At 37.9% G+C, this 25,532-nt stretch carries 25 protein-coding genes and 1 riboswitch; of the genes, 14 read left to right on the top strand and 11 right to left on the bottom strand.

All coding sequences use genetic code 11. The features are described from left to right. The first annotated feature begins 56 nt into the window (after positions 1–56). A complete protein-coding gene (locus tag N523_RS0102425; protein WP_036949683.1) occupies positions 57–644 on the top strand; it encodes a cysteine hydrolase family protein in 588 nt (195 codons plus the stop codon). Positions 645–764: 120 nt separating this feature from the next. Here the strand turns inward: N523_RS0102425 and N523_RS0102420 are convergent, their stop codons facing one another. Further along, a complete protein-coding gene (locus N523_RS0102420) occupies positions 765–2,189 on the bottom strand; it encodes a sensor domain-containing diguanylate cyclase (RefSeq protein ID WP_028834161.1) in 1,425 nt (474 codons plus the stop codon). A gap of 223 nt (positions 2,190–2,412) precedes the next feature. Here N523_RS0102420 and N523_RS0102415 point away from each other — a divergent pair, with 223 nt between their 5' ends. Then, on the top strand, positions 2,413–3,306 hold the full coding sequence (locus tag N523_RS0102415; protein ID WP_013463085.1) for a cation diffusion facilitator family transporter: 894 nt from the start codon (positions 2,413–2,415) through the stop codon (positions 3,304–3,306). 42 nt (positions 3,307–3,348) lie between these two features. On the opposite strand, the gene N523_RS0102410 is transcribed toward N523_RS0102415, so the two are convergent. After that, entirely contained in the window at positions 3,349–7,848 is a 4,500-nt protein-coding gene (locus N523_RS0102410) for an EAL domain-containing protein (RefSeq protein ID WP_028834160.1), read from the bottom strand. Positions 7,849–8,006: 158 nt separating this feature from the next. Between N523_RS0102410 and N523_RS0102405 the strand changes: the two genes are divergently transcribed. From N523_RS0102405 to N523_RS0102395, 3 genes are all read left to right on the top strand, one after another. After that, positions 8,007–8,561 (top strand): isochorismatase family protein, encoded by a 555-nt coding sequence (locus N523_RS0102405; RefSeq protein ID WP_016899612.1) that lies wholly within the window; start codon positions 8,007–8,009, stop codon positions 8,559–8,561. Positions 8,562–8,691: 130 nt separating this feature from the next. Continuing rightward, positions 8,692–10,158 carry a methyl-accepting chemotaxis protein gene (locus N523_RS0102400; protein ID WP_028834159.1) on the top strand — a complete coding sequence of 489 codons (1,467 nt, stop codon included), beginning with the start codon at positions 8,692–8,694 and terminating at the stop codon, positions 10,156–10,158. Further along, complete coding sequence (locus tag N523_RS0102395; protein WP_028834158.1) at positions 10,142–10,666, top strand: DUF6436 domain-containing protein; 525 nt, start codon at positions 10,142–10,144, stop codon at positions 10,664–10,666. The genes N523_RS0102400 and N523_RS0102395 overlap by 17 nt, the downstream gene beginning before the upstream one ends. A gap of 106 nt (positions 10,667–10,772) precedes the next feature. On the opposite strand, the gene N523_RS0102390 is transcribed toward N523_RS0102395, so the two are convergent. Continuing rightward, on the bottom strand, positions 10,773–11,330 hold the full coding sequence (locus N523_RS0102390; RefSeq protein ID WP_024601069.1) for a TMEM165/GDT1 family protein: 558 nt from the start codon (positions 11,328–11,330) through the stop codon (positions 10,773–10,775). A gap of 83 nt (positions 11,331–11,413) precedes the next feature. Next, positions 11,414–11,516, bottom strand: a riboswitch (yybP-ykoY riboswitch). A gap of 178 nt (positions 11,517–11,694) precedes the next feature. Between N523_RS0102390 and N523_RS0102385 the strand changes: the two genes are divergently transcribed. After that, entirely contained in the window at positions 11,695–12,006 is a 312-nt protein-coding gene (locus N523_RS0102385) for a hypothetical protein (RefSeq protein ID WP_013463090.1), read from the top strand. A 95-nt stretch (positions 12,007–12,101) separates the two neighbouring features. On the opposite strand, the gene N523_RS0102380 is transcribed toward N523_RS0102385, so the two are convergent. The 5 genes from N523_RS0102380 to N523_RS0102355 all read right to left on the bottom strand — a co-directional run bounded on the left by N523_RS0102380 (position 12,102) and on the right by N523_RS0102355 (position 15,795). Beyond that, positions 12,102–13,727: a methyl-accepting chemotaxis protein gene (locus N523_RS0102380; protein ID WP_028834157.1), complete on the bottom strand. Its 1,626-nt coding sequence runs from the start codon at positions 13,725–13,727 to the stop codon at positions 12,102–12,104. Between the two features lie 450 nt (positions 13,728–14,177). Further along, a complete protein-coding gene (locus tag N523_RS0102375) occupies positions 14,178–14,807 on the bottom strand; it encodes a LysE family translocator (protein ID WP_028834156.1) in 630 nt (209 codons plus the stop codon). A gap of 25 nt (positions 14,808–14,832) precedes the next feature. Continuing rightward, positions 14,833–15,003, bottom strand: a complete 171-nt coding sequence (locus N523_RS19455; protein ID WP_155949119.1) for a hypothetical protein — start codon at positions 15,001–15,003, stop codon at positions 14,833–14,835. 107 nt (positions 15,004–15,110) lie between these two features. Then, positions 15,111–15,353: a hypothetical protein gene (locus tag N523_RS0102360; RefSeq protein WP_028834155.1), complete on the bottom strand. Its 243-nt coding sequence runs from the start codon at positions 15,351–15,353 to the stop codon at positions 15,111–15,113. Between the two features lie 4 nt (positions 15,354–15,357). Then, a complete protein-coding gene (locus N523_RS0102355; RefSeq protein WP_028834154.1) occupies positions 15,358–15,795 on the bottom strand; it encodes a hypothetical protein in 438 nt (145 codons plus the stop codon). Between the two features lie 61 nt (positions 15,796–15,856). Between N523_RS0102355 and N523_RS0102350 the strand changes: the two genes are divergently transcribed. The 4 genes from N523_RS0102350 (at position 15,857) to N523_RS0102330 (ending at position 20,279) form a co-directional block, all read left to right on the top strand. Beyond that, positions 15,857–16,294 (top strand): MarR family winged helix-turn-helix transcriptional regulator, encoded by a 438-nt coding sequence (locus tag N523_RS0102350; protein ID WP_028834153.1) that lies wholly within the window; start codon positions 15,857–15,859, stop codon positions 16,292–16,294. A gap of 692 nt (positions 16,295–16,986) precedes the next feature. Continuing rightward, positions 16,987–18,450 (top strand): serine hydrolase domain-containing protein, encoded by a 1,464-nt coding sequence (locus tag N523_RS0102340; protein WP_036949680.1) that lies wholly within the window; start codon positions 16,987–16,989, stop codon positions 18,448–18,450. Positions 18,451–18,663: 213 nt separating this feature from the next. Further along, a complete protein-coding gene (locus tag N523_RS0102335; protein ID WP_028834151.1) occupies positions 18,664–19,431 on the top strand; it encodes a DUF1883 domain-containing protein in 768 nt (255 codons plus the stop codon). A gap of 653 nt (positions 19,432–20,084) precedes the next feature. Beyond that, positions 20,085–20,279: a (2Fe-2S)-binding protein gene (locus N523_RS0102330; RefSeq protein ID WP_013463106.1), complete on the top strand. Its 195-nt coding sequence runs from the start codon at positions 20,085–20,087 to the stop codon at positions 20,277–20,279. 107 nt (positions 20,280–20,386) lie between these two features. On the opposite strand, the gene bfr (N523_RS0102325) is transcribed toward N523_RS0102330, so the two are convergent. Continuing rightward, entirely contained in the window at positions 20,387–20,851 is a 465-nt protein-coding gene (bfr, locus tag N523_RS0102325; protein WP_008112262.1) for a bacterioferritin, read from the bottom strand. Positions 20,852–20,862: 11 nt separating this feature from the next. Beyond that, on the bottom strand, positions 20,863–21,336 hold the full coding sequence (gene bfr, locus N523_RS0102320; RefSeq protein ID WP_024602407.1) for a bacterioferritin: 474 nt from the start codon (positions 21,334–21,336) through the stop codon (positions 20,863–20,865). Between the two features lie 381 nt (positions 21,337–21,717). On the opposite strand from bfr (N523_RS0102320), the gene N523_RS19510 reads away from it, so the two are divergent. Beyond that, complete coding sequence (locus N523_RS19510) at positions 21,718–21,879, top strand: hypothetical protein (RefSeq protein ID WP_013463108.1); 162 nt, start codon at positions 21,718–21,720, stop codon at positions 21,877–21,879. A 135-nt stretch (positions 21,880–22,014) separates the two neighbouring features. Here the strand turns inward: N523_RS19510 and N523_RS0102305 are convergent, their stop codons facing one another. Next, on the bottom strand, positions 22,015–22,869 hold the full coding sequence (locus N523_RS0102305; RefSeq protein WP_028834150.1) for a cation diffusion facilitator family transporter: 855 nt from the start codon (positions 22,867–22,869) through the stop codon (positions 22,015–22,017). A 266-nt stretch (positions 22,870–23,135) separates the two neighbouring features. Here N523_RS0102305 and N523_RS0102300 point away from each other — a divergent pair, with 266 nt between their 5' ends. The 3 genes from N523_RS0102300 (at position 23,136) to N523_RS0102290 (ending at position 25,511) form a co-directional block, all read left to right on the top strand. Then, positions 23,136–23,624 (top strand): GNAT family N-acetyltransferase, encoded by a 489-nt coding sequence (locus N523_RS0102300; protein WP_016899173.1) that lies wholly within the window; start codon positions 23,136–23,138, stop codon positions 23,622–23,624. A 70-nt stretch (positions 23,625–23,694) separates the two neighbouring features. Continuing rightward, on the top strand, positions 23,695–25,047 hold the full coding sequence (locus N523_RS0102295) for a DNA-3-methyladenine glycosylase 2 family protein (RefSeq protein ID WP_028834149.1): 1,353 nt from the start codon (positions 23,695–23,697) through the stop codon (positions 25,045–25,047). Further along, the gene (locus tag N523_RS0102290; protein ID WP_028834148.1) at positions 25,044–25,511 is read left to right on the top strand and encodes a methylated-DNA--[protein]-cysteine S-methyltransferase; all 468 of its coding nucleotides are present in this window, start codon (positions 25,044–25,046) and stop codon (positions 25,509–25,511) included. The genes N523_RS0102295 and N523_RS0102290 overlap by 4 nt, the downstream gene beginning before the upstream one ends. Positions 25,512–25,532 lie beyond the last annotated feature (21 nt).

Below are 25,532 nucleotides of genomic sequence, written 5' to 3'. Positions count from 1 at the left end.
GTCACAGCCGTGATAGCTTATAAACTTAAATTTAACTCGGTATTAAAGGATAAATTATGACGACGACGCTTCGTGAACTTAATGGGCTTGACTCAACACCCGCTTCACTTACAAACGCCACACTTATATTTGTTGATTATCAAAATACTTATACACAAGGTATTATGGAGTTAGAAGGGTGGCAAGATGCTCTTAATAATGCGGCAATTTTACTGGCTGATGCACGTGCTGCTGGTTCTAAAATTATTCATATTATGCATGATGGTGGTGAAGGCTCGCCTTACGATATTAATGCCGAAATAGGCCAAATACACTCAAGTGTCGCGCCAATTGCGGATGAAAAAGTTATCGTTAAAACAGCTCCCGATAGTTTTGTAGGAACAGACTTAGGCGAAGAAGTAGATGTAATTGGTAATAATAAATTGATCATTGTTGGGTTTATGACCCACATGTGTGTGACATTTACAGCGCAAGGTGCATTTTTAAGAGGTAACCACGCAACGGTAGTCGCTGACGCGTGCGCTACAAGACCATTACAAACTTCAGTAAGTGATGTGTTGGCATCTGATCTACATAAAAGTGCCTTAGCAACCATTAATGACTTATATGGCGTGGTTATCCCAAGTGCTGATGACTTAAGCTAAGAAAGTGTTTTTAATTTATAAATTTAAATGGGCAATTTATTGTTCATTTAAATAGCACAAAGTGGTTATTAATATAATGATATGACTTTCATTGTGAAAAGAGTAATTTATGATTGTTTATTATTCAAAAATACATATTTGATTTCTGCCAGCTTTCTTTGCTTTATATAAAGCGATGTCAGCGCTTTTTATTAGGGTTTCTGTGTGTGTATCTGCATTTGGATAACTACAAAAGCAACCAAAGCTAAGTGTTATGTAAGGGGCAATAGGAGAGAACTCATGCGTAATATTAAGTGCTTTTATTTTTTGCTCAATTAACAAAGCAAATTTATGGCATTGCTCTATATTCGTAGCAGGTAAAATGATTGCGAATTCTTCACCGCCATAGCGAGCTGCTATGTCACCCTCACGCTTACATAAACTTTTTAAAGCACGAGCAACGTGTTTTAACGTTTCATCGCCTTTGTGGTGGCCATAATTGTCGTTATAGCGCTTAAAAAAGTCGATATCACACATAATTAAACTAATTGGTTGGTGTTGTCTTGCAGAGCGTTTAATTTCGCTCTTTAGGGAAGTATCAAAAAATCGGCGGTTGGCAATATCAGTAAGTGCATCGGTGTTTGCTAACTTATTTAATTTTGTATTAGCGTTAATTAATTGTTTTTGGGCTAACTGCAGCTTTTTTTTATAGTTTATGTTTTTGAGTGCGTTATTAATAATTTCGCCTACGAGCTTGATTCTTATTAAATCTATTTTGCTCCATTGGCGTTTTGTGTTAACACAGTCACAGCCAATAAAACCAACAAGCTCTTTGTCAAAGCGCAGGCCAACACATAAGACAGACTGAATACTCTGCGCTTCAAACTCTGCTTTTTCTGAATTCGCTTCCGGTGGTAACTGAGCAACATCATTAACTTTAAATAGGTGTGTTAAGTTCATTACATCAAAAAAGTAGGGTAGTTCGGCTTTAGGGACGTTTTGCAACCTATCTTTGTAGGCAGTTATGCCGGTGTTCACCCATTCATGCGTATTGGTTAAAGTTTCACTATCGGTATTAAATTCAAATAAGTAGCTTCTATCTGCTTTACAAACGGTGCCTATGGCTTTGAGTGCAAAGTTAATTTGTTGATCAATATTGTCATTTTGAATATCAATTAGTTTGGTGGATATTTTTGAAATAATATGGTCAAAATTATATTGCTCTGCATGACTATGGTCTTGCTCTAAAGTGATCATAGAGACAGAGTCATCAATGATTGAGTGGTTCACATTTAAAAGCTGAGGCGTGAATTCACACTCTAATAAAACAGCTGTTATAGTAGATGTGAATAATTGCTCAACGGTAACAACCGTATCATCATTAAAGTCGCGAAGCGTAATACTGTTAAAAACATCGCTGCTAAGCGCGTCGTCACTATTTATGTTAAGTAACGTTTTGGCATGTTGGTTTAAGATGTAATTATGTGTTTTATTGTCATAAACAATCACCGCTAAATTAATTAGATTAAAAACCTGCCAAATTGTATTGTTTGAGTCATGGCTCACGGGTTTCTCCGCATTAAAATATGATAACTGACCATATTTATGAATTAATTATTATTTTTGTATCTGCTTAGTTATTTTTAGTACAGTTTTTTGTGTTTTACTAAGTTTTTAGTGCGTTTATTTGGCCTACGTATTACAATTGTGACTGTATATCATTACGTATTTCCCAATTTGCTTTATTTCATAAGCTTACTTTATTTTTAGTGAAGGTCTATTATATTTCATGACAGAAATAACCACACATCACGCTTCTCGTCGCCGTTTGTTAATTGCACTTGCAATTACCTGCTCATTTATGGTGATTCAATTAGTGGGTGCGTATTACGCAAACTCACTTGCAGTACTTGCTGATGCAGGGCATTTGTTTGTTCATAATAGCTCTTTGTTCATTGCTCTCATTGCGTCTAGCTTTGCTATTCATTTAGCTAAAACCTATAACGATGGCCATCAAAAAGCAGAGCTAATAGGAGGGTTGATCAACGGCGTTTTATACCTAGCCATTAGTTCACTTATTTTATATGAGGGCACTGAGCGCTTTATGCATCATAAAGGGGGACATGAGCTGGTTATTAATAGTTACTTGATGTCGGTAATTGCTGCTATTGGTTTTTTATTTCATGGCGCAGCGGCATGGGTGCTTTATAAAGGCCGTAAGGCGAGCATTAATGTGTATGCCGTGTTTTTACACTCGTTTTTTGATTTAATATCAACGGTTTCTACTTTTGCTGCTGGTGTACTTATATACATAACAGGCTGGAATGTAATTGATATTTTATCGAGCATGTTAATTGCGTCTTTTGTCTTGTTTACCGGTATTAAGGTCATTATTAGCTGTCTCAAGGGGTTGCGTTCAAATAAAGCTAAGTTACCTAAAGTGGCCGATATTGAAACAGAAATAACCACCATGGAACATGTTGCAAATGTGCACAATGTCACTGTTGTTCGTAAAAACAAAAAGGTTATTGTTGGTGCTCATGTTGTGCTAAAACAACACTGTACTATAGAAAAACATGATGAAGAGTGCCGCTTAAAGGTAATTAAACTGCTTGCAGATAAATTTAATGTGCGCAACAGCGTATTACAAATAGAAAGCTACGAATGCAAGCACATACACTAATGCGTTAAACCTAAAAGCGACTTAACTAAGTCGCTTTTAGTTTCATATCAAATCAATAATTTTTTCGAAGCATTCTGGGCTCATTAAATCGTTAGCACTCATAGGGCGAGCAAGGTAGTAACCTTGTAGCTTATGACAGCCAATATTTTTTAAAAACTCTAGCTGCTCCCGCGTCTCTACCCCTTCTGCAATACAATATAACTCTAAGTTTTCAGCGAGTGAGTAAATCGTTTTAATAATAGATTCATCCCCTTTATCAATACCAATACTATTAACAAAGCTTTGATCTATTTTTATCACATTAATTGGAAATTGACTCAAATAAGTTAACGATGAATAGCCAGTGCCAAAATCATCAAGAAACAGTTTGAACCCAGCAGCCTGTAAGCTTTTTAGTTGCTTAGCTGCTTTGTATTTATCTTCTAATAGCGTGTTTTCTGTAATTTCTAAACGAAGTTGTTGTGGTTTTATCTGTGCTTTTTCTAGTATGGAGCTGAGCTGCTGCGTTATGTTGGCCTTTAAAATATGTTTTGGAGACAAATTTAACGATATGTAAAACAACGGGTTAATGTTCAAAAGTGGAGCAAGCTCAGTAATTGCACGCTGTAATGCTTGCTCAGTTAACATATCAATTAAGCCAGTCTCTTCAGCAATAGGTATAAATAAAGCGGGAGAAACCGGGTTGCCTTGGTTTTCCCAGCGCATGAGTAATTCAACCCCACTTATTGTTTTATCTAGTGTATTAACAATAGGTTGATAGTGATTAAAAAACAGATTATCCCTAGCAGCATCTTTTAAGTCGTTTTCAAGAATAAGCTTTTGTTTAATTTGCTCATTCATTTTTTCATTAAAAAACTGAAATCCATTTCTGCCTGCTTGTTTAGCATGCATCATGGCAATATCTGCGTTACGTATGAGGGCATCGGTCGATGTTGCATCGTATGGGTACAATGCAATACCAATACTGGCTGATATATTAATAGCGAAGTCTTCAATAATAACCTTGTTAGCCAGCTCTTTGCTCATTCCGTTGAGAGTGTGTTGTAAAGAGGCCATTGAGGTAACGTTTTCAACTAACACTAAAAATTCATCACCACTTTGGCGGCCAAATGTAGCGTCATCACCTAAGTATTGGCTCACTCGCTCGGTAATATTGCACAATAGTTTGTCACCCACTGCATGGCCAAAAGAGTCATTGACGGGTTTAAATTTATCTAAATCTATAAATATAACAGCGCATTGCGAATCGTCTTTAGCGGCGCTTGTAATGGCATTTTCGATTTTTTGATTCATTAAACTACGATTAGGTAAGCCCGTTAACGCATCGTAATTAGCAAGGTAGCGTAACTCATTTTCAGCGCGTTTCTGCTCTGTTAAATCGGTAATAACAATAACATAATAACTGACTTTATCTTTTTCATTAGCAACGGCTGTGGCACTTAAATGAATAGGGTGTTTTTCAGCTTTTGTGGTCTTTACATAAGCATTTGTTCGCCAGTTTTCTTTTGGTTTAAGTGCTTTTAAAATTGTTGCAAACTCTCTACACTTAGCTTGACCAATGGCATTAATAAATAATTTTGAGGTAACAACCCCCTCTCTGCCTTCATCAGAAAACACATCCATAAAGCTGTTATTTGCTGAAAATGGCACGAGGTCTTCATCTAAAATAAGTAAAAAGTCATTTATTTGACTAAATGCTTCGCCTAATATTTTGGCTTGTTGTTCGTTTGCCAGCTGCTCGGTAATATTAGTAAAAATACCCGACACATAAAGAGGCTCTTTAGTGTCTTCATTATAAATAGTTTGCCCCAAATCATGAAACCATAACCAGTGCCCATCTTTGTGCCGTAAACGATAAGTAGCTTGCCAATGTTTTTGCTTAGTTTGGTTTGTAAAAGTATTCCATTTACTTCGTAGCCTGCGACGCTCATCAGGATGCATAATATTAAAAAAACTACTTATATCGATGCGTTCAGGTAAGTTCTCGTAGCCAAGCTCTGCGCCTCTATCTGTATTTACTGAGTTATCTGCAAAGCTATAGTTCCATACACCGCTTTTATTACTTTTTAGTGCCAGCTCAGTTTGTGTTTTAGAGTGCACAGCGGCGCGGTGAGCTTGTTCAATTGCAATTTTACGGCTTCGGTATTGCCAGAAAAATAAAAACAAAATAACAACAATAGCAATAAAATATAAAGTATATGCAATAGGAGACTGCCAAGGGGCGTAAGCTACACTAAATTTTAACTGTATGGGGTCACTTGTGATCACCCCATTTCGCTGTTGAGTAGACACAGACAAAATATAATCACCAGGTTGTAATTTAGTAAAAAACACCTGGTTAGATTTTAAATCGTTGTAGCTCAAAGACGAAGGGCCTGTAAGCTCAACTTTGTAGTAGGTTTTATTAATATTTTTATAATCAAAATTTGAAAACCGAACCGTTAAGCCCATATCGTCGTGCTTAAGCATTAATGGATCAGTGCTGTATTTTGAAGGGGAGTAATTAAGGGCTTGTGAAAACAAACTAATATTAGTAATTGCTAAGTTATTATTGATTTTTCGCTGTTCACTATCAAATTGCTCTGGGTCAAACATTAGCACGCCGCTACGGTTACCAAACGCTAACTCGTTGTTGTGTAACCTTAATGCTGCTAGAGCTGTAAAGTGATTGTTACTTAAGCCATCTTTTATTGTGTACGTGGTGATGTTAAGCGTATCTAAATTAAGTTGATAAAGACCGTTATCAGTACTTATCCATAAAAAGTCTTTATTATCTGCAATAAGTTTAAAAATAGAGTTAGTATTTAATGAGTTGTGTTTATCAAATACATGCACTTGCTGATATGTTTTAGCGTTTACTGCAATTAAGCCTTCTTGGGTGGTGGCTAACCACAGCAGCCCTCGCTTAGCATCGTAATAATAATTCTCTACTGTATGGTAAAGATTGTTTTTTGCTGTTTTAGATTTAAAAATAGTAATTAAAGTCGCTGTTTCTTCGTTGTATCGATAAAGTGTGTCAGAGGTACTTAACAGTAATTCGCCAGGGAAAGCCTCAGAGGGGGTATGAAACGTATATGCAAGCATAGGCGATACCTGCTCTTTTAGTCCATTAATAACTCGGTTTTCGCCTGTGTTACCATTAAATATATAAAAGTTATCATTGTTTATATAAGCAAAAGTATCGGGTGCAACTTGTGCAATGCCGAACGTATAGTCGGTATTTAACTTGTACTGAGTAATGTATTTGTTTTTTTCAAATGTTGTTGTTTCTTTATTAAAGAGATCGAGCCCGGAAAAAGTTGCTAGCCATAGGTAGTTATCGCCTTTGCCATATGCAGGGAAAATATCACCTATAGCCGATAGGCCATAGACCGCTTTGCTATCTTTAGATTGTAGATATAAGTCACTCTTTTGGGTTTCTAAGTTATACTGAACAAGCCCATCGTCAGTGCCTATCCACAGTAATTTACTATTATCTTGGTAAATAGTGTTTACAATATTATTTTCAGGTAAGGTTATTTTTTTAAACTTTTTTGTTTGTGCTGCCCAAGTAAATATTCCATGTGTTCTAGAGCCTAACCAGAGTAAGCCCGACTCATCAAACATAATATCGTTTATCGTGTTTTCTGTTACGTTGTAGTTACTATCTTTGAAGTTTAAAATAGGGCTAATGCTTGTGTTTTTTCTATCGAATTCAAATAACCCACTTTCTGTGGCAATAAACTCACCATACGGTGTGTTTATATAATCCCAAATATTATAGTCACTTATCAAAGTTGTTAATGCTGAAGGGTTTATATTTTTAATTTCATCAAAAGCAATCCGATACATTCCTTCAACCGTACCAACTAGCAAACCGAGCTCATCATCTATGGATAAAAATTTAACATTGTTGCTATCGTTTGTAACTTCTTGAATGTCGTTAAGTGTTATTTGTTGTAGGTCGTTATTGGCAAAGTTATAAACATATAGCCCCTGATCGGCACCAATATACAATGTGTTTTGGTATAATGATAATGCTCTAATAAACATATTTTCATCGGGCAAAGATGAGATGAGTGTTAGGCCTTTTGATGTTTTACCATATCGGTAGATGTGCGAATCAATAGAAAAATAAAAATGCGCCGGTTGTTCAGCAACAGCCTGAACAGGAGAGAACTTTTCTTGATTTTGGTTTAAGTGCCCTGAATATATTAGCTCTGCTTGCAAGGTATTAGGGTTAATCAAATAACTTCCTGCAAGTTGAGTATTAACCAGAATTTGGCCGTCAATTGCTTTATAAATACTATTAATGTAGTTATTTTTTAAACCCAATTCGCTCTCGTAAGGCGTGACTTGGTATCCGTCGAATCGGTATAAACCTTCAGTTGTAGCAATCCATACATAGCCCATGTCATCTTGGAGTGATTTCACTATAAAGCTTTGCGACAATTGTTCGTTGTTAGTGATACGTTGTAATTGTTCTGAATAAGTTTGTGAAGCAAAGCTATGCTGCGAGCAAACAAATAAAAACATATAAACAATAAAGAAAAACTTACTCAAAAGCACTTACCCTTACAACGAACAAGGTTGGTATTAAATATTGGCGTAATATAACATGAGTTTAATTCAAAAATTACAAAAAGCATTAAATGTAAACTGTTTGTTGTGTTTTTGTTGTTTGTTACAAGGTTAATCTTGTTATAACGTAAGGACATAGTATGAATTACGCAGGAAATATTAAAGCAGAGCACAGTATACTTTTAGTTATCGACTTACAAAGTAAGTTAGCACCAGCGATTGCTTCGTTTAATGACACGCTAGATTGTGCTTTGCAGTTAGCAAAAGCAAGTGCTATTCATCAAATTCCTTCAATAATTACAGAACATTATAAAAAAGGACTAGGTGAAAGTGATGAGAAAATAAAATCTGTGTTACCTAATGCTCGCTATTTTGAAAAAATTAACTTTAGTGCCTGTGCACAAGAGGGGTTTTTAGATACTCTTGCGCAATTAAATCGCCCACATATAGTTGTAATTGGCACTGAAGCGCACGTTTGTGTGTTACAAACATGCTTAGATTTATTACAGCAGGGTTATGCGGTCACTGTGGCAGCTGATGCAGTAGCATCAAGAAACACAGAGCACAAAGCTATTGCACTAGAACAGCTTCGTCAAGCCGGTGCTATAGTCTCTTGTGTAGAGACCATCATATTTCAATGGACAACAAAAGCAGGGACGTCTACCTTTAAACAAATACTACCAATTGTTAAGTAGCGCATTAAAAACGGTTTTAAATCAAATAATTTGTACTTTGTTTGATTTGAAATAATAAATAGCTAGCTGTTTTGAGTTTAAATATCAGCTGAACGTGTTTAAATTAGAACACAATTAATTTAAGGTTTTTATGTCTAGTGTAAGTCGGTTATTTTCAATTATTTTTAGTCTTTTGTTTATTGAGTCTATAGGTATTGGTCTTTATTTTGGCACCCTGACAGAAGCATTTCTTGTCGGCTTACCGTTATGTTTGCTCCCCATTTGGCTTTTAAAAACCCAACCCGATAGCAAAATGACACCGCATGTTGTTGCGGCTGCAATTATGATGTTTTCATTTTTACATATTCAACAAGCCTATGGCCTTATTGAAGTGCATTTCGAAATATTCATTTTCTTAGCCATGCTAATAATGTTCATAGAGTGGCGAGTGTTTATTACCGCTATTGTGTTTGTAGCTATACACCACTTATCTTTTTACTATTTGCAAACACAAAATACTGGTTTTTACGTATTTGATCCAGACCGACTCGCCTTTTCAACAGTGCTTATTCACGCAGCGTATGCCATTGTGGAAGCGCTTGTAGCTGGTTTTATTGCCGTAACATTAAATCGCGAACGCCGTGCGGGTCTATCGTTAAGTTATGCCACAGAGCAAATAATGCAAGATCCAAATCAAGTTAAGCTTTCTATGCGAGCAGATGACACAACAAGCAAAGCGGTAGTTGGTTTTAATACTTTGCTTGAGTACTTATCAGATGTGATTAAGCAAGTTCAAGTTCAGTCTGACTCTTTAAAAAATAACTCTAAAGAGCTTATTCATGTTCATGATGAGTTAGCCAATAGCGCGCAGCAACGAAACGCGCAAACAGATGATATTGCTAATTCAGGTGCACAAGTTGCGCATGGTTTTAAGTTAGTTGAACAAGAAAGCGATACTTTAAAACAACAAGTTAATAGCATTACTGAATCAGCCAATGTTGCGCTGGAAGAAGTATTACAAACCGACAGAAAAAGCACCGAGCTACTCACCTTGTTAACAAATACTGAAGAGCAGTTAAGCCATTTAGTGGCCGCTGGCGATGTTATTACTAGTTTACTCAATGAAATTTCAGGCATAGCCGACCAAACTAATTTATTAGCCCTTAATGCTGCAATAGAGGCCGCACGAGCGGGTGAGCATGGCCGAGGGTTTGCTGTTGTTGCCGATGAAGTACGCTCGCTTGCAAATAGCAGCCAAGCAACAACAACCAAAATAGCGTCTACGCTTACAGATCTGGTAAATAATAGTCGCACGTCAACTCAGTCGATGAATCAATGCGTAGAATTTGTGGTTGATTTAACAAAAATAAGCGCAACGATGAAAGAGAATATTTCGTCAATGAGTGATCAAATTCAAGCGGTATCTGCCAGCACTAACTCAGTAGCTCAAGTGGTTGCCGAACAGGCTGGAAATACAGAGCAAATAGCAATGAGTACAGATCAAATGCGCCAAAACCAGTATCAAGAGACTAAAATAGTTGAGCAGTTAACGGCTAAAGTGCAGCTGATAGACGTAAGTATTGATGTATTAGAGCAAAGTATTGCAAAATTTAAATAAGTCTCGTTATTTCACCATTAGCTTAATTTGTATATGGCTTGCTTTTGTTGTGTCGGCACTTGTTTACTTTCAGCTAGGGCAGCTAAAGCCCTTTGATGAGGGTAAAATGCTTAAACAACAAAACTGGTTTTCGCAATTTAAAAACCAAGTACTGTGGCAAAACAAAGACAGTGCTCAACTTGTGATTATTACGCAAGAAAATTGCGGCTGTACAATTCAAGCACAGCCTCATTTATCAGCCCTGCAACGCTTTGCTACAAACCAAGGCGTTGAAGTGCAAAATTTTGTATTAAATAATGAGTTAAAGTCAGTGATCCCTGCCACACCTGCCGCCGTTTTAATTGATAAAAATGGTGAGTTTGTTTATGCAGGGCCTTTATCTGAAGGGCTGGCATGCTCTCAAGGTAGTGGCTTTGTGGAAACCGTTATTAGTAATTTACAGGCCGGATTTAACTCATCATTATTAATAGCGGATACAAAAGGCTGCTATTGTGTAAATAACGCCTAAATCATATACCCTTATATAAAAAGCGCTTACAACTAACTTGTATAAAAGTAGGCAAGCGCTTTTTATTGTTTAACGATTAAAGAGTGATTTAAACGTTATTTAATCATTATATAGTCACTAAACCATAAATACCCAACAGTACAAAAACACTGGCTGCTATCGCTCTTACGGTATTTAATGGAATTCTTTTTAGTAACGCCTTACCGGCATAAATAACAGGGACATTGGCAATTAACATGCCTACTGTAGTACCCAGCGTAACCCAAAGTACTGATTGATATTGTGCACCGAGCAACACGGTTGCAATTTGTGTTTTGTCCCCAATTTCAGCAATAAAAAATAAGATTAAGGCCACTAAAAATGCACCATAGCGGTCGTATTTATGGCTCACTTCTTCATCTTTATCTGGAATAAGTAGCCACAGCCCTACCACAATAAAGCTTATATTGACTATCCAAGGTAAGTATTCGACGGCAAAGTTTCCGCTTAGCCAATCACCAAACCATGCAGATAAACCATGATTAATAATAGTAGCAGCGAGAATGCCTAAAATAAGTGCAATTTTATTATGAAAGCGAGCAGCTAATAGTAAAGATAAAAGCTGGGTTTTATCGCCTATTTCAGCAAGGGCAACAGTGACGGTAGAGGTTAAAAAAATATCCATTAATATAATCTTCAGGCGGGAATACTAAACCAAGGCAAACAGCTATCTCCCGCCATGAGGATAGTGTCTACCTAGGTCTCGCCGATAACGCTTGCTACAACATTACAAACTTACCATGCACATGAGGTGCAATTATGTTGATAAGTTTACTCATTACTGAGCGGGCTACTCCCCTAAGAGGGCAGCGATTATCCCACAAAGTTTAAAGTAGGTAAATATATGCGGGTAACTTTTAAATTTAAAAGGTGGCTTTGTGGCGTTAGTGCACAAATAAACTTGCTTTTGGCTATCAAGTTAGCTGTAATAATAAACAGAAGGAAGTTGAACAATTTGAAATTATATGCACGTGTAAAGGAATTTAAATATGCAATCAACAGTCGTTAAATCAACAATGGCAACCATTCAAAATGGAGTTATGAAAGCGGACGGAAAGTTTTGGATTACGCAAACCGACTTAAATTTTGAACCTTTTAATGAAAAATTAGGGTTAGAACCATATACAATTGCCCGTGATACAATTTTAAAAGTGGTTGAATGTAAAGGCAAAGGCGCAGGCCTTGTTCCAATAACAGCTGATGCGATAGAGGTTTTCACGCAAGATGGCAGCTCGTATCAGTTTATACTCTCAAACCCCAGTGATTGGATAAATATATTGTCAAATCAAACTAGTGCTTAAAGTAACAAGCATGCCATCAATTAATAATTTTAAATGATGGCAAATAAGGCTTTCATTTAAGGTATAACTCCTAACATGCGGCAAAATGAAAGTACCTAAACTTTAAATACATTAACTTGCCCTTGTAGCATTGCCGCAAGCTGTGCAAGTTCTTGCGATGCCTGTGCATTTTGCTGTGAGCTTTCGCTAACCGACGTGATACTCGCGCTAAACTCATTAATATTACTGCTTAGCTCATTTGCGACCATTTTTTGCTCCTGTGTTGCGGTTGATATTTGAGTATTCATATCTGCAATTTCAGTAACTTCACGGTTAATTTCGCTGAGCACCTGCGAAGAATAATTAGCATGGTCAACACTCTCTTTAGCGCTGCTTTCTGCGTTACCCATGGCATTAACAGCTTGCTGAGCCATGCCTTGTAGTTTAGTGATCATTTCATTAATACTAGCGGTTGCCTTTTGAGTATTGTGGGCAAGTTGCCTTACCTCATCGGCTACAACGGCAAAACCACGACCAGAACCGCCAGCTCTTGCTGCTTCAATAGCTGCATTTAAAGCTAACAAGTTAGTTTGCTCAGCAACGCTTTGAATCATCATAACAACTTGGTTTATATCATTGGTTTGTGTGTTTAGATCTGTGATGAGCTGCGTATTTGTATTAACTAAAGCTGAGAGAGTATTTATTGACTCTATATTATCAGCAACAGCTTGCTGCCCTTGGCCTGCCTTAATATCGGCACTTGTAGCCTTGTCGGAGGTTGTTTGCGCGTTTTGAGCAACTTGTTCTATTGCACTGCTCATTTGAGTAATTGCAGTTGCAATCATAGCCGATTGTTGCTCTTGCTGCGTTGCTGTACTGGCAACCTGAATACTAATAGAGTTCATTTCTTCAGCTGCTGAGGCAAGTGTCAGCGTTGCGCCTGCCATATCTTTTACTAAACCTTGGATCCGAAGTAGCATATCATTAAAGTTAGATGCGGTATCTGCAATCTCATCCTTACCTTGAACCTCAGCACGAGCTGTTAAATCAGCATTGGTCGCAATGTGCGTTATGGTATCGCGTAATGACATTAGTGGATTTTGTATCGAAGAATAAATAAAGTAAGCAACAATCAGTAACAGTAAAATTAATATTGCGATCGTGGCACTCATAATCAACTTTATAAACTGATAATTCTCATCGGCTTTAACTTTAAAATCACTCGCTTCTTTAAGCTGTAAATCAATTAAAGCTTGGTAGCTGGCACTTAGCGGATCAAAGAGTTGGTAAAGCTCATAAACAAATTGATTTTGTGGTAGTGATAAAAACTCACCACTATTAATGCTTAAAATTAAATTATTTAAGTGCGTAAGCACGGGCTGTAGTTTACTTTCTACATTGTCTACTAAGCGCTTCTCTTCAGCTGTTAGCTGTGTGCTCAGGTAGGCTTTCCATTCATCATCAGCCGTATTTCTAGCATCATTAATATTAGCTAAAAGCGCTGATTTGGTAATAGACTCAGCACGATACTTGTGAAGTAAGTCAACAATATTTACAGCGTAATTATCAGACACATGTTTAATTTGCTTAAGTGGTACGACACGATCGTCGTATAAACTATCAATCCCTGCTACTAACCTTCCCATTGTGTTTATTGAAAAAAACGATGTAATTAAAAAAATCATAATTGGTAGCAATGCAAGCACTGCTAAACGGGTACGCACAGAATAATTGTTTAACATAGTTATCCAAAATTACAGCAATAATAAAAAAGTATAATATGGATAAAAAATTTTACTGAATTTTTATATGAAAATTATTCAGGGTTTATAATTCTTGCGCTTTAAGTTAATAACTCAAGTCTCATTTCAAAAAGCTTTTACTCGCATAATCCAATCAATCTTTATTATTGTTACTGCAGATAGGGGGGTAGGTAATCTTGTCATTTTTTGCAAAACGCCAAGCAAATTATGTGTGATTGAACTGCGCTTAGAGCGAGAAACAGACGGTCGCTCAAACTCGTTTTTGGACAGTTTCGTGTTAGATCATTTGCTCCACTTTTTGGCTTTAGATCAGTTCTGGTAGGGCAACTTACCAGAACTCGTTGCTGAGACTGAGAGCTTTTTTTGCTTGCTATCGGGAAGAAGCGAGCGTCACTAACCTAAGAAAGTTAAGCATTCAAGAACAGGACGCTATCCATTTATCGCTAGATAAGAGCCTGCTGCTATCATAATCCCCCCCGCACTTTGATTTAATCTCTTATGTGCAAGTGGTGTCTTCAGCATTTTTACCATTCGACCTGCCCCAAAAGAAGTCAGCATTAGCCCAGACATCAAAGCAACAAATGAAAGTATTGAAACGAGAACAATATCTTGAACTTGCAAAACTGTCAGATCAACGAACGTCGGTAAAAACGAGATGTAAAAAAGTATTACTTTAGGGTTTGACGCTGAAATCAGAAAGCCTTGAGTAAAACTAGCCAATATCGCATTTTTTTTTTGCTCTTCTGATTCGGCCTGAACCGTGTCCTTAACATGAGGCAAAGCTTTAAACATTTTATAACCAAGATAAATCAAATATGCTGCGCCTAAATAACGAATAACAACAAATACTACCGACCAATTTTCAGCAATGGTAGCGAGACCAAAACATGCAAAAATCAGGTAAATAAGATCACTACTAACCATGCCCATCGCTAGCATGAAGCATTTCTGCGGTCCACACACCATGGCACGAGCCAAAATGGCAAAAACCCCCGGTCCAGGAGTAATACCAAATATAAACATAGCTACAAAAAATGTAGCTGCACCTTCTAGTGACATTTTTCGTCCTTACTAATCAATCAATTTAATAGATATACCAAAGAGCATCAGCAATGATATGGACAACCAAACGGTCCACCTTGAGATCAAGTTCGTAGGAAAGTGATGCAATATCAAACCCCATAAACAGAGCAATCATAATAAATAGGGCTAATACCCAATGCAGCACCACCAAAACTGTAGAATAGCGTTTCATCCTAGCTCCTTATTATCATTCATTTAGTATTTGCAAAAATAAAGTCCAGAGCCCCGTTGTTCTCATCATCAGAACAGTTTTTGCAACCACCTTTTACCTTGTGATCATTAAGTCCATTCATCACGATGGTTCTCCTCTTCATTATGGCTCTGATGATACTCAGCCCACTCTTGCGCTTTCTTTACATTCGGTGCGCCAGAAATCCAACCTTTCACACCTCCAGGGTGGCAGGAACTGCATTCTTTTTTAAATGCTGCTTCATCTGCAAATGCCGTAGCACTAGGAACGAGCAACAGTGCTGACAACGCCATAATTTGGGTTGCGTGACCAAAATGAATCGCGTTATTCATGAGCTTACCTCTTCTTATGTATAAATTTCTTACCGTCGATGATGTTCATTGCCATAAGTACCAAATTAACTGCGCCAGCTATCAGTTCAGCCGCTTGAAGTAAAAAGAACTGAGTATCCAAGTTTCCTTCAGTAGCCCATTGATTAAGGAAAATAGCGGCGGGAATTAGGATGAAAACACCATTCATAGCAATGAAAGGCATGCGCTTTTTCTTTCTATTTATTATTCGCCCTGAGCGTTGTTTTGCCAATGAGAACCCTGTAGCTCCCGTTAGGGCAATAGCAGGAGCCAAAATAAATAAACCTGGAGAAACGATAAGGGACTTCACTTGCCTAATCGCTTCAATAGAGCCAAACAATTCAGCCAACAAGGTGCTGCTAAAGAAAGTAGCGACACATATAGTTGCCGTTATTGCGGCGGTTCGGTGGATTATCTGTTTCATATTATTGACCTACGGACTATAATTGACAATATGTTGTCAATTTAGCATGGGAGATAGTTTCATGAATTCAGATGGCGAAGCCTTCACTAAGGTCGTTCTGGCTATATTTAAAGTAAGCGGCTTACTAAACACGGAAGGCGATCGAATTAGTGAAGAATTCGGTTTAAGCAGTGCTCGCTGGAAAATTATGGGCGCAATAGAAAAGTCAGATGTACGGCTCACCGTGCCGGAAATAGGTAGAGAAATGGGGCATAGTAGGCAGGCTAGCCAAAGAATTGTCGATGTGATGGCAAAAGATGGTCTAATCAAGTTTGTTGATAACCCAAGCCACAAACGGGCGAAGCACGTCACTCTGACTGCTGAAGGTAAACGCATTTATGATTTTCTCGATAACAAACAAGCATTATGGGCAGCGAAAGCGGCGATAGAACTCACTCGAGAAGAGTTGGATATTACGTTTAATACCATCCAGAAAATGGTCAAATATTTTGACATGTAGCATCCCCGTGGAAAGCCACACACCTTAATTACAGCGTGGGAATATTCTTACTTGCTATTTTAGGCATTCAGATATTTAATTTTGATAATATTAGATTGCCTAATTTATTATTAGCTTGGTCAAACTCACTTTGGGGCAGAGACGAGTTATACCGGAATAGCTGTTTTTGGCACTCAGGCGTACTTCGGCAAAGAGCGATAATCGGACATTGAGATTGGCCAAATATCGTCGTTAATTGATTGGTTAAACTGCTCTTTGCGCATATATTCATGAAAATGAGCGCTGCGCGCATATTAGTTCATTTAACTTTACCTAAAAAATTTACAAAACTTAGTAATAGTAATGCCTTAGGTAATTTGTTAAAACTATACAAAATAGATAAATGAGCGTTCAGTCGGTAGAAATATGCGCGATGTGCGCACTATTAAATTGTTAGCTTTATACTGAGTATATTGCAATCATCAATAGTATCATTCTATGTGGGGAGCAGTTTTGGTTTATTAGAACTGTTAATTGTCTCTTAATATAAAACATCTAAGTTATTATTATTAATTCGAATTTCGGTAGACTATGAGCGCCGATATTCGAGCATGAATGTATAACTAACTTCGAGCCATATCTGCATCTTTTAATATTTTTACTTATAAAAGGTGTTTCATCTCAACCATTACAATTAAGGAAACCGCGTTCCAATGTTCAGGAAAAGCATTCGTAACCACTTACACATTCTCTCATTAAGTATATTATTACTAACCAATGCACTGCCACAGGTAAAGGCCGATGAAATAGACGATTTTCTGCTGGAGAAAATGCGCACAGCCAATATTCCAGGATTACAACTGGCAATCGTCAAAGACAATAAGCTGATAAAAAAAGCCAGCTACGGTCTGTCAAATTTGCAAGACCAAGTTACGGTAAAAAACCATACCCCTTTTCCTATTTTTTCGATGACTAAAGCCTTTACCGGTGTTGCAATTATGCAACTTGCGGCAGAAAACAAGTTATCAGTTAACGATCCGCTTTCAAAGCATTTAGATGATTTGCCAAAAGGGTGGCAATCACTAACTATCCGCCAATTGCTAAGCCATACCTCTGGTCTCCCCAAAATATTAAATGGTCATTGGGTTGATTTAATTGCCAATGGTCAACCCGAACCGGCGTGGCAGGAAGTACTTACTTTACCGATGCGTTATGAAACCAATACCCGTTTTGAATACAACCAAACAGGTTACATTTTGTTGGGTAAAATTATTGATAAATTATCGGGCCAGCCGTTTACCAACTATATTCAGCAAAATCAGTTAGCTAAACTCGATATGCCTATCACCTTAGCGGCAGGTTTTGCCCATACTGAATCCATAGTTGCTAATCAAGCTCGTCCATACGTTGGGGGCAATCAAGGAAAGTTTAAGGCGGTACAGATCACTTTCGACCCATTTTTTAGAACCGCGGCGGGTATGAGTGCAACGGCGACTGAGCTTGCTAATTACGCGATAGCGCTTCAACAACAAAAACTCCTTGATAAGGATCATCTTAAAGAGTTGTGGACACCTACTCGTTTAAATAATGGTAAAACCGCAGGCTTTAGTAATTTAGAAAATGGCTATGCTCTTGGTTGGCAAACGATTGGGCGAGAACAACATCCAGCAGTGAGTGCCAGTGGTGGCGATGCTAATTCTATGGTGATTTATCCTGAAGATAACTTAACCATCATTGTATTAACCAATAGGATAGGTAGCTTACCGATATTCTTTATCGATGAAATTGCTGGCTTTTATTACCCGGAGATGAAAGCTGAAAACGGTTGGGGACTGTCAAAAGACTTATTCACACTTTTCCAAGGAATGAAAACACAGGGCTTTAGCCAAGCCATTGCTCTAGCGGATAAAATGAAAGCAAGTGCACAGTTTGATGTGCAAGAAGTTAACCTTTTGGGCTATCGCTATGTCGCTAAAAATGAACTGGCAAAGGCATTAGAGATATTTAAGCTAAATGTTCATCTGTTTTCCGATAATGCCAATGCCTACGATAGCCTAGGTGAAACCTATGCTGCGCTTGGCAATAAGCCAGAAGCGATAGCTAATTACGAAAAAGTGCTGGAGTTTTCACCGAACAATCAACATGCCCTTAAGCAGCTAGCCGGTTTGAAACAATAACCTAGCAAAGGGGAGCCAATAAATATGATAACAACACGCTGCTTTATGTCACTAATGCAGCGTTTAATTAAGTTAGTTAACGACGACGCAATTTTAGTTGTATCATTAGTTAGGCCGTGGATATGGTAAAAACAGCTAACAAACGCATCAAAGGCGACGCTCGTATCTCGCGCGCTTTATGCGGGCGTTATGCCCTATCAGGAGTAAGCAGGTTTGCAATTCATTCATAATGATTTAGGTCAAAGGAAGGCGGGCGAGATTGTTGAGGTTACTTTAACCAGTGGCGCTAATGTTCGTCTAATGAACAGTTCTGACTTCAATAATTATAAGAGCGGAAGGCGACACCGCTATATCGGTGGCTTGGCAAAGAAATCGCCTTTAAGACTTCAGATTCCTCATTCTGGTCACTGGCATGTTGCTGTTGATATGCAAGGGTTGAGGGGGAGTGCTAAAGCATCTGTACGAATACTGCCGGGTGCACTTCCCGCAATTCAAGATCGTCCACTGGCGGAAGTTCCAAGCTTAGTTCGTGACAATATCCCACCTCCGACAGAATCTGGCGGAGATACTCATGACGTTTTCATTTCACACGCGTCCGAAGATAAAGATGATTTTGTTCGTCCTCTAGCAGATGCGCTTATAGCTCAAGGGCTGAATGTTTGGTACGACGAAATGACGCTTAGAATTGGTGATAGCCTGAGACAAAAAATAGACAAAGGACTTGCCAATAGTAAAGTAGGGCTGGTTGTTCTATCACCTTCGTTTATAAAGAAAGGCTGGACGAACTATGAGCTTGATGGAATCGTTACGAGAACTGTTTCGGGTGAACAAGTTCTTCTCCCCATTTGGCACAACATTACAAAACAGCAAGTAGTAGATTTTAGTCCCTCAATTGCAGACAAAGTCGCTCGCAGTACAGCCACTCATACAATTGAAGAGATTGCTTTAGAAATTGCTGAGCTAATAAAATCAAAGGTATAATCGGGTAGCCGGAGATCTCTAACCCCCAGCCCTCACACCACCCATCATGCGGGCCCGCAATGGGCGGTTCATCTCCCGTAATGAATATTGATCCAAATATCTTTCAATGACACCAAACCTTGTGACGCTAAGTAGTAATTGCCTAGCGCAATGTTAATTCCCTTTGTTTTTGAGCTTCTACAAGGGCCTTTACTGGTGATACCACATGCTATGGCGAGTCGTTCGCAAACACCCAATTGGACTTCCCATAGTTTGCTAGACGGTACCCGCTAACTTACTTTGGGGCAGAAACAGAAACGAGTTAATCATGAATGACTGCTCATGGCACAAACCGGAAATAGTCCACGCACTAATTCTATATTTATACATTAAGGTTTCTTCAGACTTAATGTAATTCATTTTAATCATTCAACTATTTACCTAAATCTAAACTTACTTAAATTTAAGGCGAGACTTTAGTTAATAAATCTCAATTTAAGTGCCATAGTTCGAATGAAATTCAAACAATTCTCAAGCTGCCGCGAATTCTCAATTTAAGTGGCGATGGCCAAAAAAAATGCAAAAAATTCAAATTTTATAAAAAACCAATTGATAACTATTTTCGTTTAGATTAGTATAAACCTACTAAATGAAAGTAAGAGTTGTTTGTATTCATGTATATTTGTCTTTGTCACGGTGTGACCGATAAAAAAATTGAGCAAACCATCGACGATGGTGCTACTACCATGCGCGAGCTAACTAAAGAGCTTAAAGTGGGCAGCCAGTGCGGTAAGTGTTGTTGCTGTACTAAAAAGATCCTCAATCGTAAACTGATTCAAATTGCAGATATAACCGATCAAGTGGCTTAATAGTAATCTACATAAATAGGCCTACCTAAACGAATTGGTTTAACATTTAAAAATTAAACATAAAAAAAGCAGCCTTAGCTGCTTTTTTTTGTATTTATAACTTTAGCTTACAGTTGTGATTGTAAGTAGTTTTCAAGCCCAGTATTTTTGATCAGTAGTTGCTGTGTTTCTAGCCAATCAATTTGCTCTTCTTGCTCATTTAAAATGTTGTCGAGCGCTTCACGGCTAATGTAATCTTTCTTACTTTCAGCGAGTTTAATGGCAGCACGTAGCTCGTCTACGGTATCAAGTTCAAAGCTCATGTTAGCGGCAATCATTTCTTCGCTGTTTTCGCCAATGCGTAAGCGTCCTAAATCTTGAAGATTAGGTAAGCCTTCTAAAAATAAAATACGCTCAATTAAACGGTCGGCGTTTTTCATTTTTTGTATCGATACTTTGTAATCAGCTTTGTCTAGTTTACTAAAACCAAAATCTTTAAACATACGTGCATGTAAAAAGTATTGGTTAATACCCACAAGCTCATTAGCAAGTACTTTATTTAGTGCTGCAATAACGTCTTTATCGCCTTTCATAATATAAGTCCTTATTCGCCCATTTGAGCTTGGTGATAGTTTTGAGTGCCAATTTTGTCAATCAGACCCAATTGTTGCTCTAACCAGTAGACGTGATCTTCTTCGGTATCAAATAATAGCTTTTCTAGAATTTCACGTGATTGATAATCTTGCTGTTGTTCACAGATGGCAATAACTTCTTTAACACACTCAACCACTTCAAGTTCTAAGGTTAAGTCGTTTTGCATCATGCTTTTTACATCGCTACCAATTAAGAGGTCACGACGTTTGGTCATGTTTGGTACGCCTTCTAAAAAAAGAATACGTTTAATTAACCAATCAGCGTGATCTTTTTCTTCTTCCATTTCATGGTTAAGACGCTCATAAAGTTTGTTTAAGCCCCAATCGTCGTACATACGAGAATGAATAAAATACTGGTCAATAGCAGCTAATTCGTTAGCTAACAATGTATTGAAGGCGTCGATTACTTTTTGATTACCTTTCATAGCGCTTATCCTAAAAATTCTAATTGTGGCTAGTCTAGTATATAGGCACAGAATTGCAAGTAATTTACTTATAAATCATATGGTTAATATTGAGTTTGATTCTCGTTTAAGTTTGCATTGCTGGCTGACAAATGGACAAGTTGTTATTTGTATTTTAGATCAGCAAGTTACATTTTTTATAACATAAAAAGGCATACTTACTAAGGTTATTAAGTAAAGTATTGCAGCTATTCTAAGTGTTGAGGTTGTTCTTTTACGCTTTATTACTTCGAATTCTGGGATGAATACAGTAAAACTGAAATATTTACACAACTGAGTTTTTTCACTCAATTTATTTTGTAGCCACTCTCGTAATCTAATTATTGCTATTGTAGCGGGGGGATGTCTTTGCACCCAGCTCACGGCTCTGTAATTAATGAAGTAAGAAAGGCTAAGGAGCAGGGAAGTGGACATTTATTGTTTACACAAATATCCGTGAAAAAAGCAGATAAAGCTGAAAACTTAATGCTGCCCCTTGCAGCAGCAACTATCAGTACTCTTTAATTTAATTAATTTGTGATAATACTTATCTATCGTATTTTTGTAGCGGTTTAAATAAAAACCGCTGAGAAGTCTATCTAATATAAGTAAACCTACTTAGAGCTTTAATGTAATCATTTTGGTTATTGAAAACAGTGATTAGTAACACTCGATTACACAGTGCTCAATTGCAAATTCATCATGTAAATAATGTTTAATGGCGTTAAGCTCAATAAGGGTATCTGTTTGCATCACAATTTCACAGTGTGTGGTGTTATCGTCGAGTTGCCATGCTTTTATTGATTTTATTTGAGTAATGGCAAACTGTTGCAGTAACTTTTTACTGATAAGTTGCTGGTCAAAACCAATGGGGGCTGCCTGCATTAAAATGCTGCAGCTGGCTTTAAGTAATAATACGCCGTGATAAATAACATACAGTGATATCAATATCGTCGCTATTAAATCAACTAGATACCACTGGTATAAAATAATTAAAGTACCGGCAATAATAACCACAATAGAGGCCATGGCATCAGACACATTATGAATAAACGCCGCCTTTATATTCATGTTGTTTTTAGCGCCGGCTTTAAAGGTTAATAATGCAGTGACTAAATCAATGAATAGCGCTACTGCAGCAACCCACACAATGATCCAGCCATTGATAGGTTGAGGGTTTAAATAACTACTTATGGCCTCAAAAATTAAATAACCACCGATGACTATTAACGTGGTGCTATTAAAAAGAGTTGCTAGAATTTCTGCACGTTTGTAGCCAAAATGGTGGGTTGTATCAGCTTGCTTATTGCCAATTTTTCGAGCAACGAGGGCAATAAAAATTGAGGCCGCATCACTTAGGTTATGTAATGCATCGGCAATTAATGAAAGACTGCCGGAAAATACGCCGCCAACAACTTGCACTGCAGTCAGTAAAACATTTATAAATACGGCAAGAGTGAGCTGTTTATCACTTTGGTTATCATCAACGTGACTGTGTGAATGACCATGACCCATTTTAGTTAAACTTCCTCATTGCTTTACTGTGTACTCATAATGACAACTTTTTGCCATATATAAAAGCGTTGTTTTAATTTGTTTTTTTAATGCCCTAATGAATAAATTGAAATAAGCTCATGAACGTTACTTATTGAATATAAAACGATATGCTAGGGTATAAATAAATGTATTAATGGCTTAAATTATCATAATTAGTTAAGCACTTTTTATATTAAATTAGATGCTTACCAGGCATAAAAGTAGTTTTTTAAGGGTCAATAACAATGAACACAGCAATAGAAATTCGCGATGCAAAGCCAAGTGATGCAAAAACAATTCTACACTTTATCAATGAGCTTGCTATTTACGAAAAAGAACCTGATGCAGTTAAAACCGATGAGCAAGCCATTTTAAACACCCTGTTTTGTGAAGGCGCAACGGCGCACAGTTTAATATGTTTACAAGATGATGAGCCAATTGGTTTTGCCGTGTATTTTTACAACTACTCGACTTGGTTAGGTAAAAATGGCCTCTACCTAGAAGATTTATACGTGAGCCCAGATAGCCGCGGAAATGGGGCTGGTAAAGCCATTATGAAAGAACTGGCAAACAGAGCAATCAATAAAGACTGTGGTCGCTTTGAATGGGTGGTACTTGATTGGAATAAACCCGCGATTGATTTTTATAATAGCATGGGCGCTGAGCCACAAAATGAATGGATTATATATCGTTTAACGGGTCAGGCATTAATTGATTTTGCAAATAAAGATTAGTGCCGAATATGGCCAGTAATACGCTTAGTTTTTGCTAAGCTAAGCGCTACCTAATTTACAAGAGCATTTTATGGGTGATCAGCACTGGCAAAAAGCACGTCAAAGTCGTGATGCGCGTTTCGATGGGCTTTTTTATGTAGCCGTTAAAAGTACCGGTATTTATTGCAGGCCAATTTGCCCTGCGCCCACAGCTCACGAAAAAAATGTAGTCTACTATCAGTTTGCGCACTCTGCCGCGCAAGCTGGTTTCAGGCCTTGTATTCGTTGTCGGCCAGATAGTGCACCAGGAAGTGCGGCTTGGCAGGGAACAAAAACAACGGCTCTACGAGCCAAGCAATTAATTGATCAGGATAATCAGCACGACTGCGAAAAGCTAGCCACGCGTTTAGGAATAAGCAGCCGTTATTTAAGGCGATTATTTTCTCAATATTTTGGCATTTCTATCACGCAATATCGATTGTTTAACCAATGTCATTTTGCAAAAAAATTAATTCAAGAAACTAGCTTACCGCTTACCGAGATAGCGTTTGCCTCAGGCTTTAAAAGTGTTCGGCGTTTTAATGATGCTTTTTTAAAACAACTTAATATTGCGCCCTCAGCACTCAGAACCGCCAAGCACCCAACTGATATTGGGCTCACCTTAATTTTGCCTTTTCGTCCGCCGTATAACTGGCAGGCATTGCATGGGTTTTTAGCAAAACGATTAATTCAGCCAATAGAGTGGTTAACGCCAACCAGTTATGGGCGTACTTTTACTTATAAATCGTGTAGAGGGCGCTTTGATGCTGAGTTTGTTGCAGATAAACATCATTTTCGGGTGCAAATTGATATAGATAATACGCAATATTTACAGCCAGTTATTAACAACATTCGCCGTGTACTTGATTTAGATGCAGATACTTATTTAATTGAGGCGCATTTAAGCGAACACATTAATAATGCATTTCCACTTACTAAAGGCTTAAGGCTACCGGGTATTTGGTCAAGTTTTGAGGCGGGAGTTAGGGCTGTACTTGGGCAACAAGTCAGTGTAGCGGCGGCGCACAACCTAGTGACTAATTTAGTAACACAACTTGGTGAAAAGCAACACCAACAGGTCTATTTTCCTGAGCCTGAAGTGTTAGCACACAGTGATTTTGCATTCTTTAAAATGCCACAGGCGCGTAAAAATGCCCTGCATAACCTCGCTGAATTTTGTGCCGTGAATCCCGATTGTGATGACTTAGATCAATGGCTTAGTTTAAAAGGGATTGGCCCATGGACGGTTAATTATGCAAAGTTACGCGGCCAAAGCCAGCCCGATATTTTACTCGATGGTGATTTAGGGGTTAAAAAAGCCCAAGCGGCAGCAAGCTCTTTTGAATCTGCGAACTGTGCACCATTTCGATCTTACTTAACTTTTCAACTTTGGCAGCAATTATGATAGTGCAAACCAGTTTACCAAGCCCGATTGACGATATTATTATTCAGGCAACTGAAAAAGGTATTAGTTATGTGGGGTTTTATCCACCGACCAGTTATATCAGTACGCCTTTAAATAAGGTGACTAATTCACATGTTTTATCTTGTGTGGCGCAGCTTAATGAGTACTTTGCTCATTCGCGTACCGAGTTTGATTTAGAACTCGATACTGGCGGCACGCCATTTCAGCAAAGCGTATGGCAGGCATTGTGTAGTGTACCCTTTGGAAAAGTGGCGACTTATAAAGATATTGCCGAGCAGTTAAACAACCCTAAAGCTGTGAGAGCGGTAGGGGCTGCAAATGGTAAAAACCCAATCAGTATTATTGTGCCGTGTCATCGTATTATTGGTGCAAATAAAAAACTAACTGGTTATGCAGGTGGTTTAGAGCGCAAGCAATGGTTACTAGAGCATGAAGCAAAATAAATAGCTAAATAACGTATCCAA

The sequence above is a fragment of the Pseudoalteromonas sp. 23_GOM-1509m genome (genome assembly GCF_000518425.1).
Lineage (GTDB): Bacteria > Pseudomonadota > Gammaproteobacteria > Enterobacterales > Alteromonadaceae > Pseudoalteromonas > Pseudoalteromonas tetraodonis.
Note: the sequence above shows the minus strand (reverse complement) of the source record. Positions and strands in the feature narration are given on the sequence as shown.

Coding starts and splice junctions, on each gene's coding strand:
- N523_RS0102385 (WP_013463090.1), top strand. CDS start 11,695: ATGCAATCAACAGTCGTTAAATCAACAATGGCAACCATTCAAAATGGA.
- N523_RS0102295 (WP_028834149.1), top strand. CDS start 23,695: ATGGGTGATCAGCACTGGCAAAAAGCACGTCAAAGTCGTGATGCGCGT.
- N523_RS0102415 (WP_013463085.1), top strand. CDS start 2,413: ATGACAGAAATAACCACACATCACGCTTCTCGTCGCCGTTTGTTAATT.
- N523_RS0102350 (WP_028834153.1), top strand. CDS start 15,857: ATGAATTCAGATGGCGAAGCCTTCACTAAGGTCGTTCTGGCTATATTT.
- N523_RS0102290 (WP_028834148.1), top strand. CDS start 25,044: ATGATAGTGCAAACCAGTTTACCAAGCCCGATTGACGATATTATTATT.
- N523_RS0102340 (WP_036949680.1), top strand. CDS start 16,987: ATGTTCAGGAAAAGCATTCGTAACCACTTACACATTCTCTCATTAAGT.
- N523_RS0102305 (WP_028834150.1), bottom strand. CDS start 22,869: ATGGGTCATGGTCATTCACACAGTCACGTTGATGATAACCAAAGTGAT.
- N523_RS0102400 (WP_028834159.1), top strand. CDS start 8,692: ATGTCTAGTGTAAGTCGGTTATTTTCAATTATTTTTAGTCTTTTGTTT.
- N523_RS0102390 (WP_024601069.1), bottom strand. CDS start 11,330: ATGGATATTTTTTTAACCTCTACCGTCACTGTTGCCCTTGCTGAAATA.
- bfr (WP_024602407.1), bottom strand. CDS start 21,336: ATGAAAGGTAATCAAAAAGTAATCGACGCCTTCAATACATTGTTAGCT.
- N523_RS0102380 (WP_028834157.1), bottom strand. CDS start 13,727: ATGTTAAACAATTATTCTGTGCGTACCCGTTTAGCAGTGCTTGCATTG.
- N523_RS19510 (WP_013463108.1), top strand. CDS start 21,718: ATGTCTTTGCACCCAGCTCACGGCTCTGTAATTAATGAAGTAAGAAAG.
- N523_RS19455 (WP_155949119.1), bottom strand. CDS start 15,003: ATGAAACGCTATTCTACAGTTTTGGTGGTGCTGCATTGGGTATTAGCC.
- N523_RS0102375 (WP_028834156.1), bottom strand. CDS start 14,807: ATGTCACTAGAAGGTGCAGCTACATTTTTTGTAGCTATGTTTATATTT.
- N523_RS0102355 (WP_028834154.1), bottom strand. CDS start 15,795: ATGAAACAGATAATCCACCGAACCGCCGCAATAACGGCAACTATATGT.
- bfr (WP_008112262.1), bottom strand. CDS start 20,851: ATGAAAGGCGATAAAGACGTTATTGCAGCACTAAATAAAGTACTTGCT.
- N523_RS0102300 (WP_016899173.1), top strand. CDS start 23,136: ATGAACACAGCAATAGAAATTCGCGATGCAAAGCCAAGTGATGCAAAA.
- N523_RS0102360 (WP_028834155.1), bottom strand. CDS start 15,353: ATGAATAACGCGATTCATTTTGGTCACGCAACCCAAATTATGGCGTTG.
- N523_RS0102330 (WP_013463106.1), top strand. CDS start 20,085: ATGTATATTTGTCTTTGTCACGGTGTGACCGATAAAAAAATTGAGCAA.
- N523_RS0102405 (WP_016899612.1), top strand. CDS start 8,007: ATGAATTACGCAGGAAATATTAAAGCAGAGCACAGTATACTTTTAGTT.
- N523_RS0102425 (WP_036949683.1), top strand. CDS start 57: ATGACGACGACGCTTCGTGAACTTAATGGGCTTGACTCAACACCCGCT.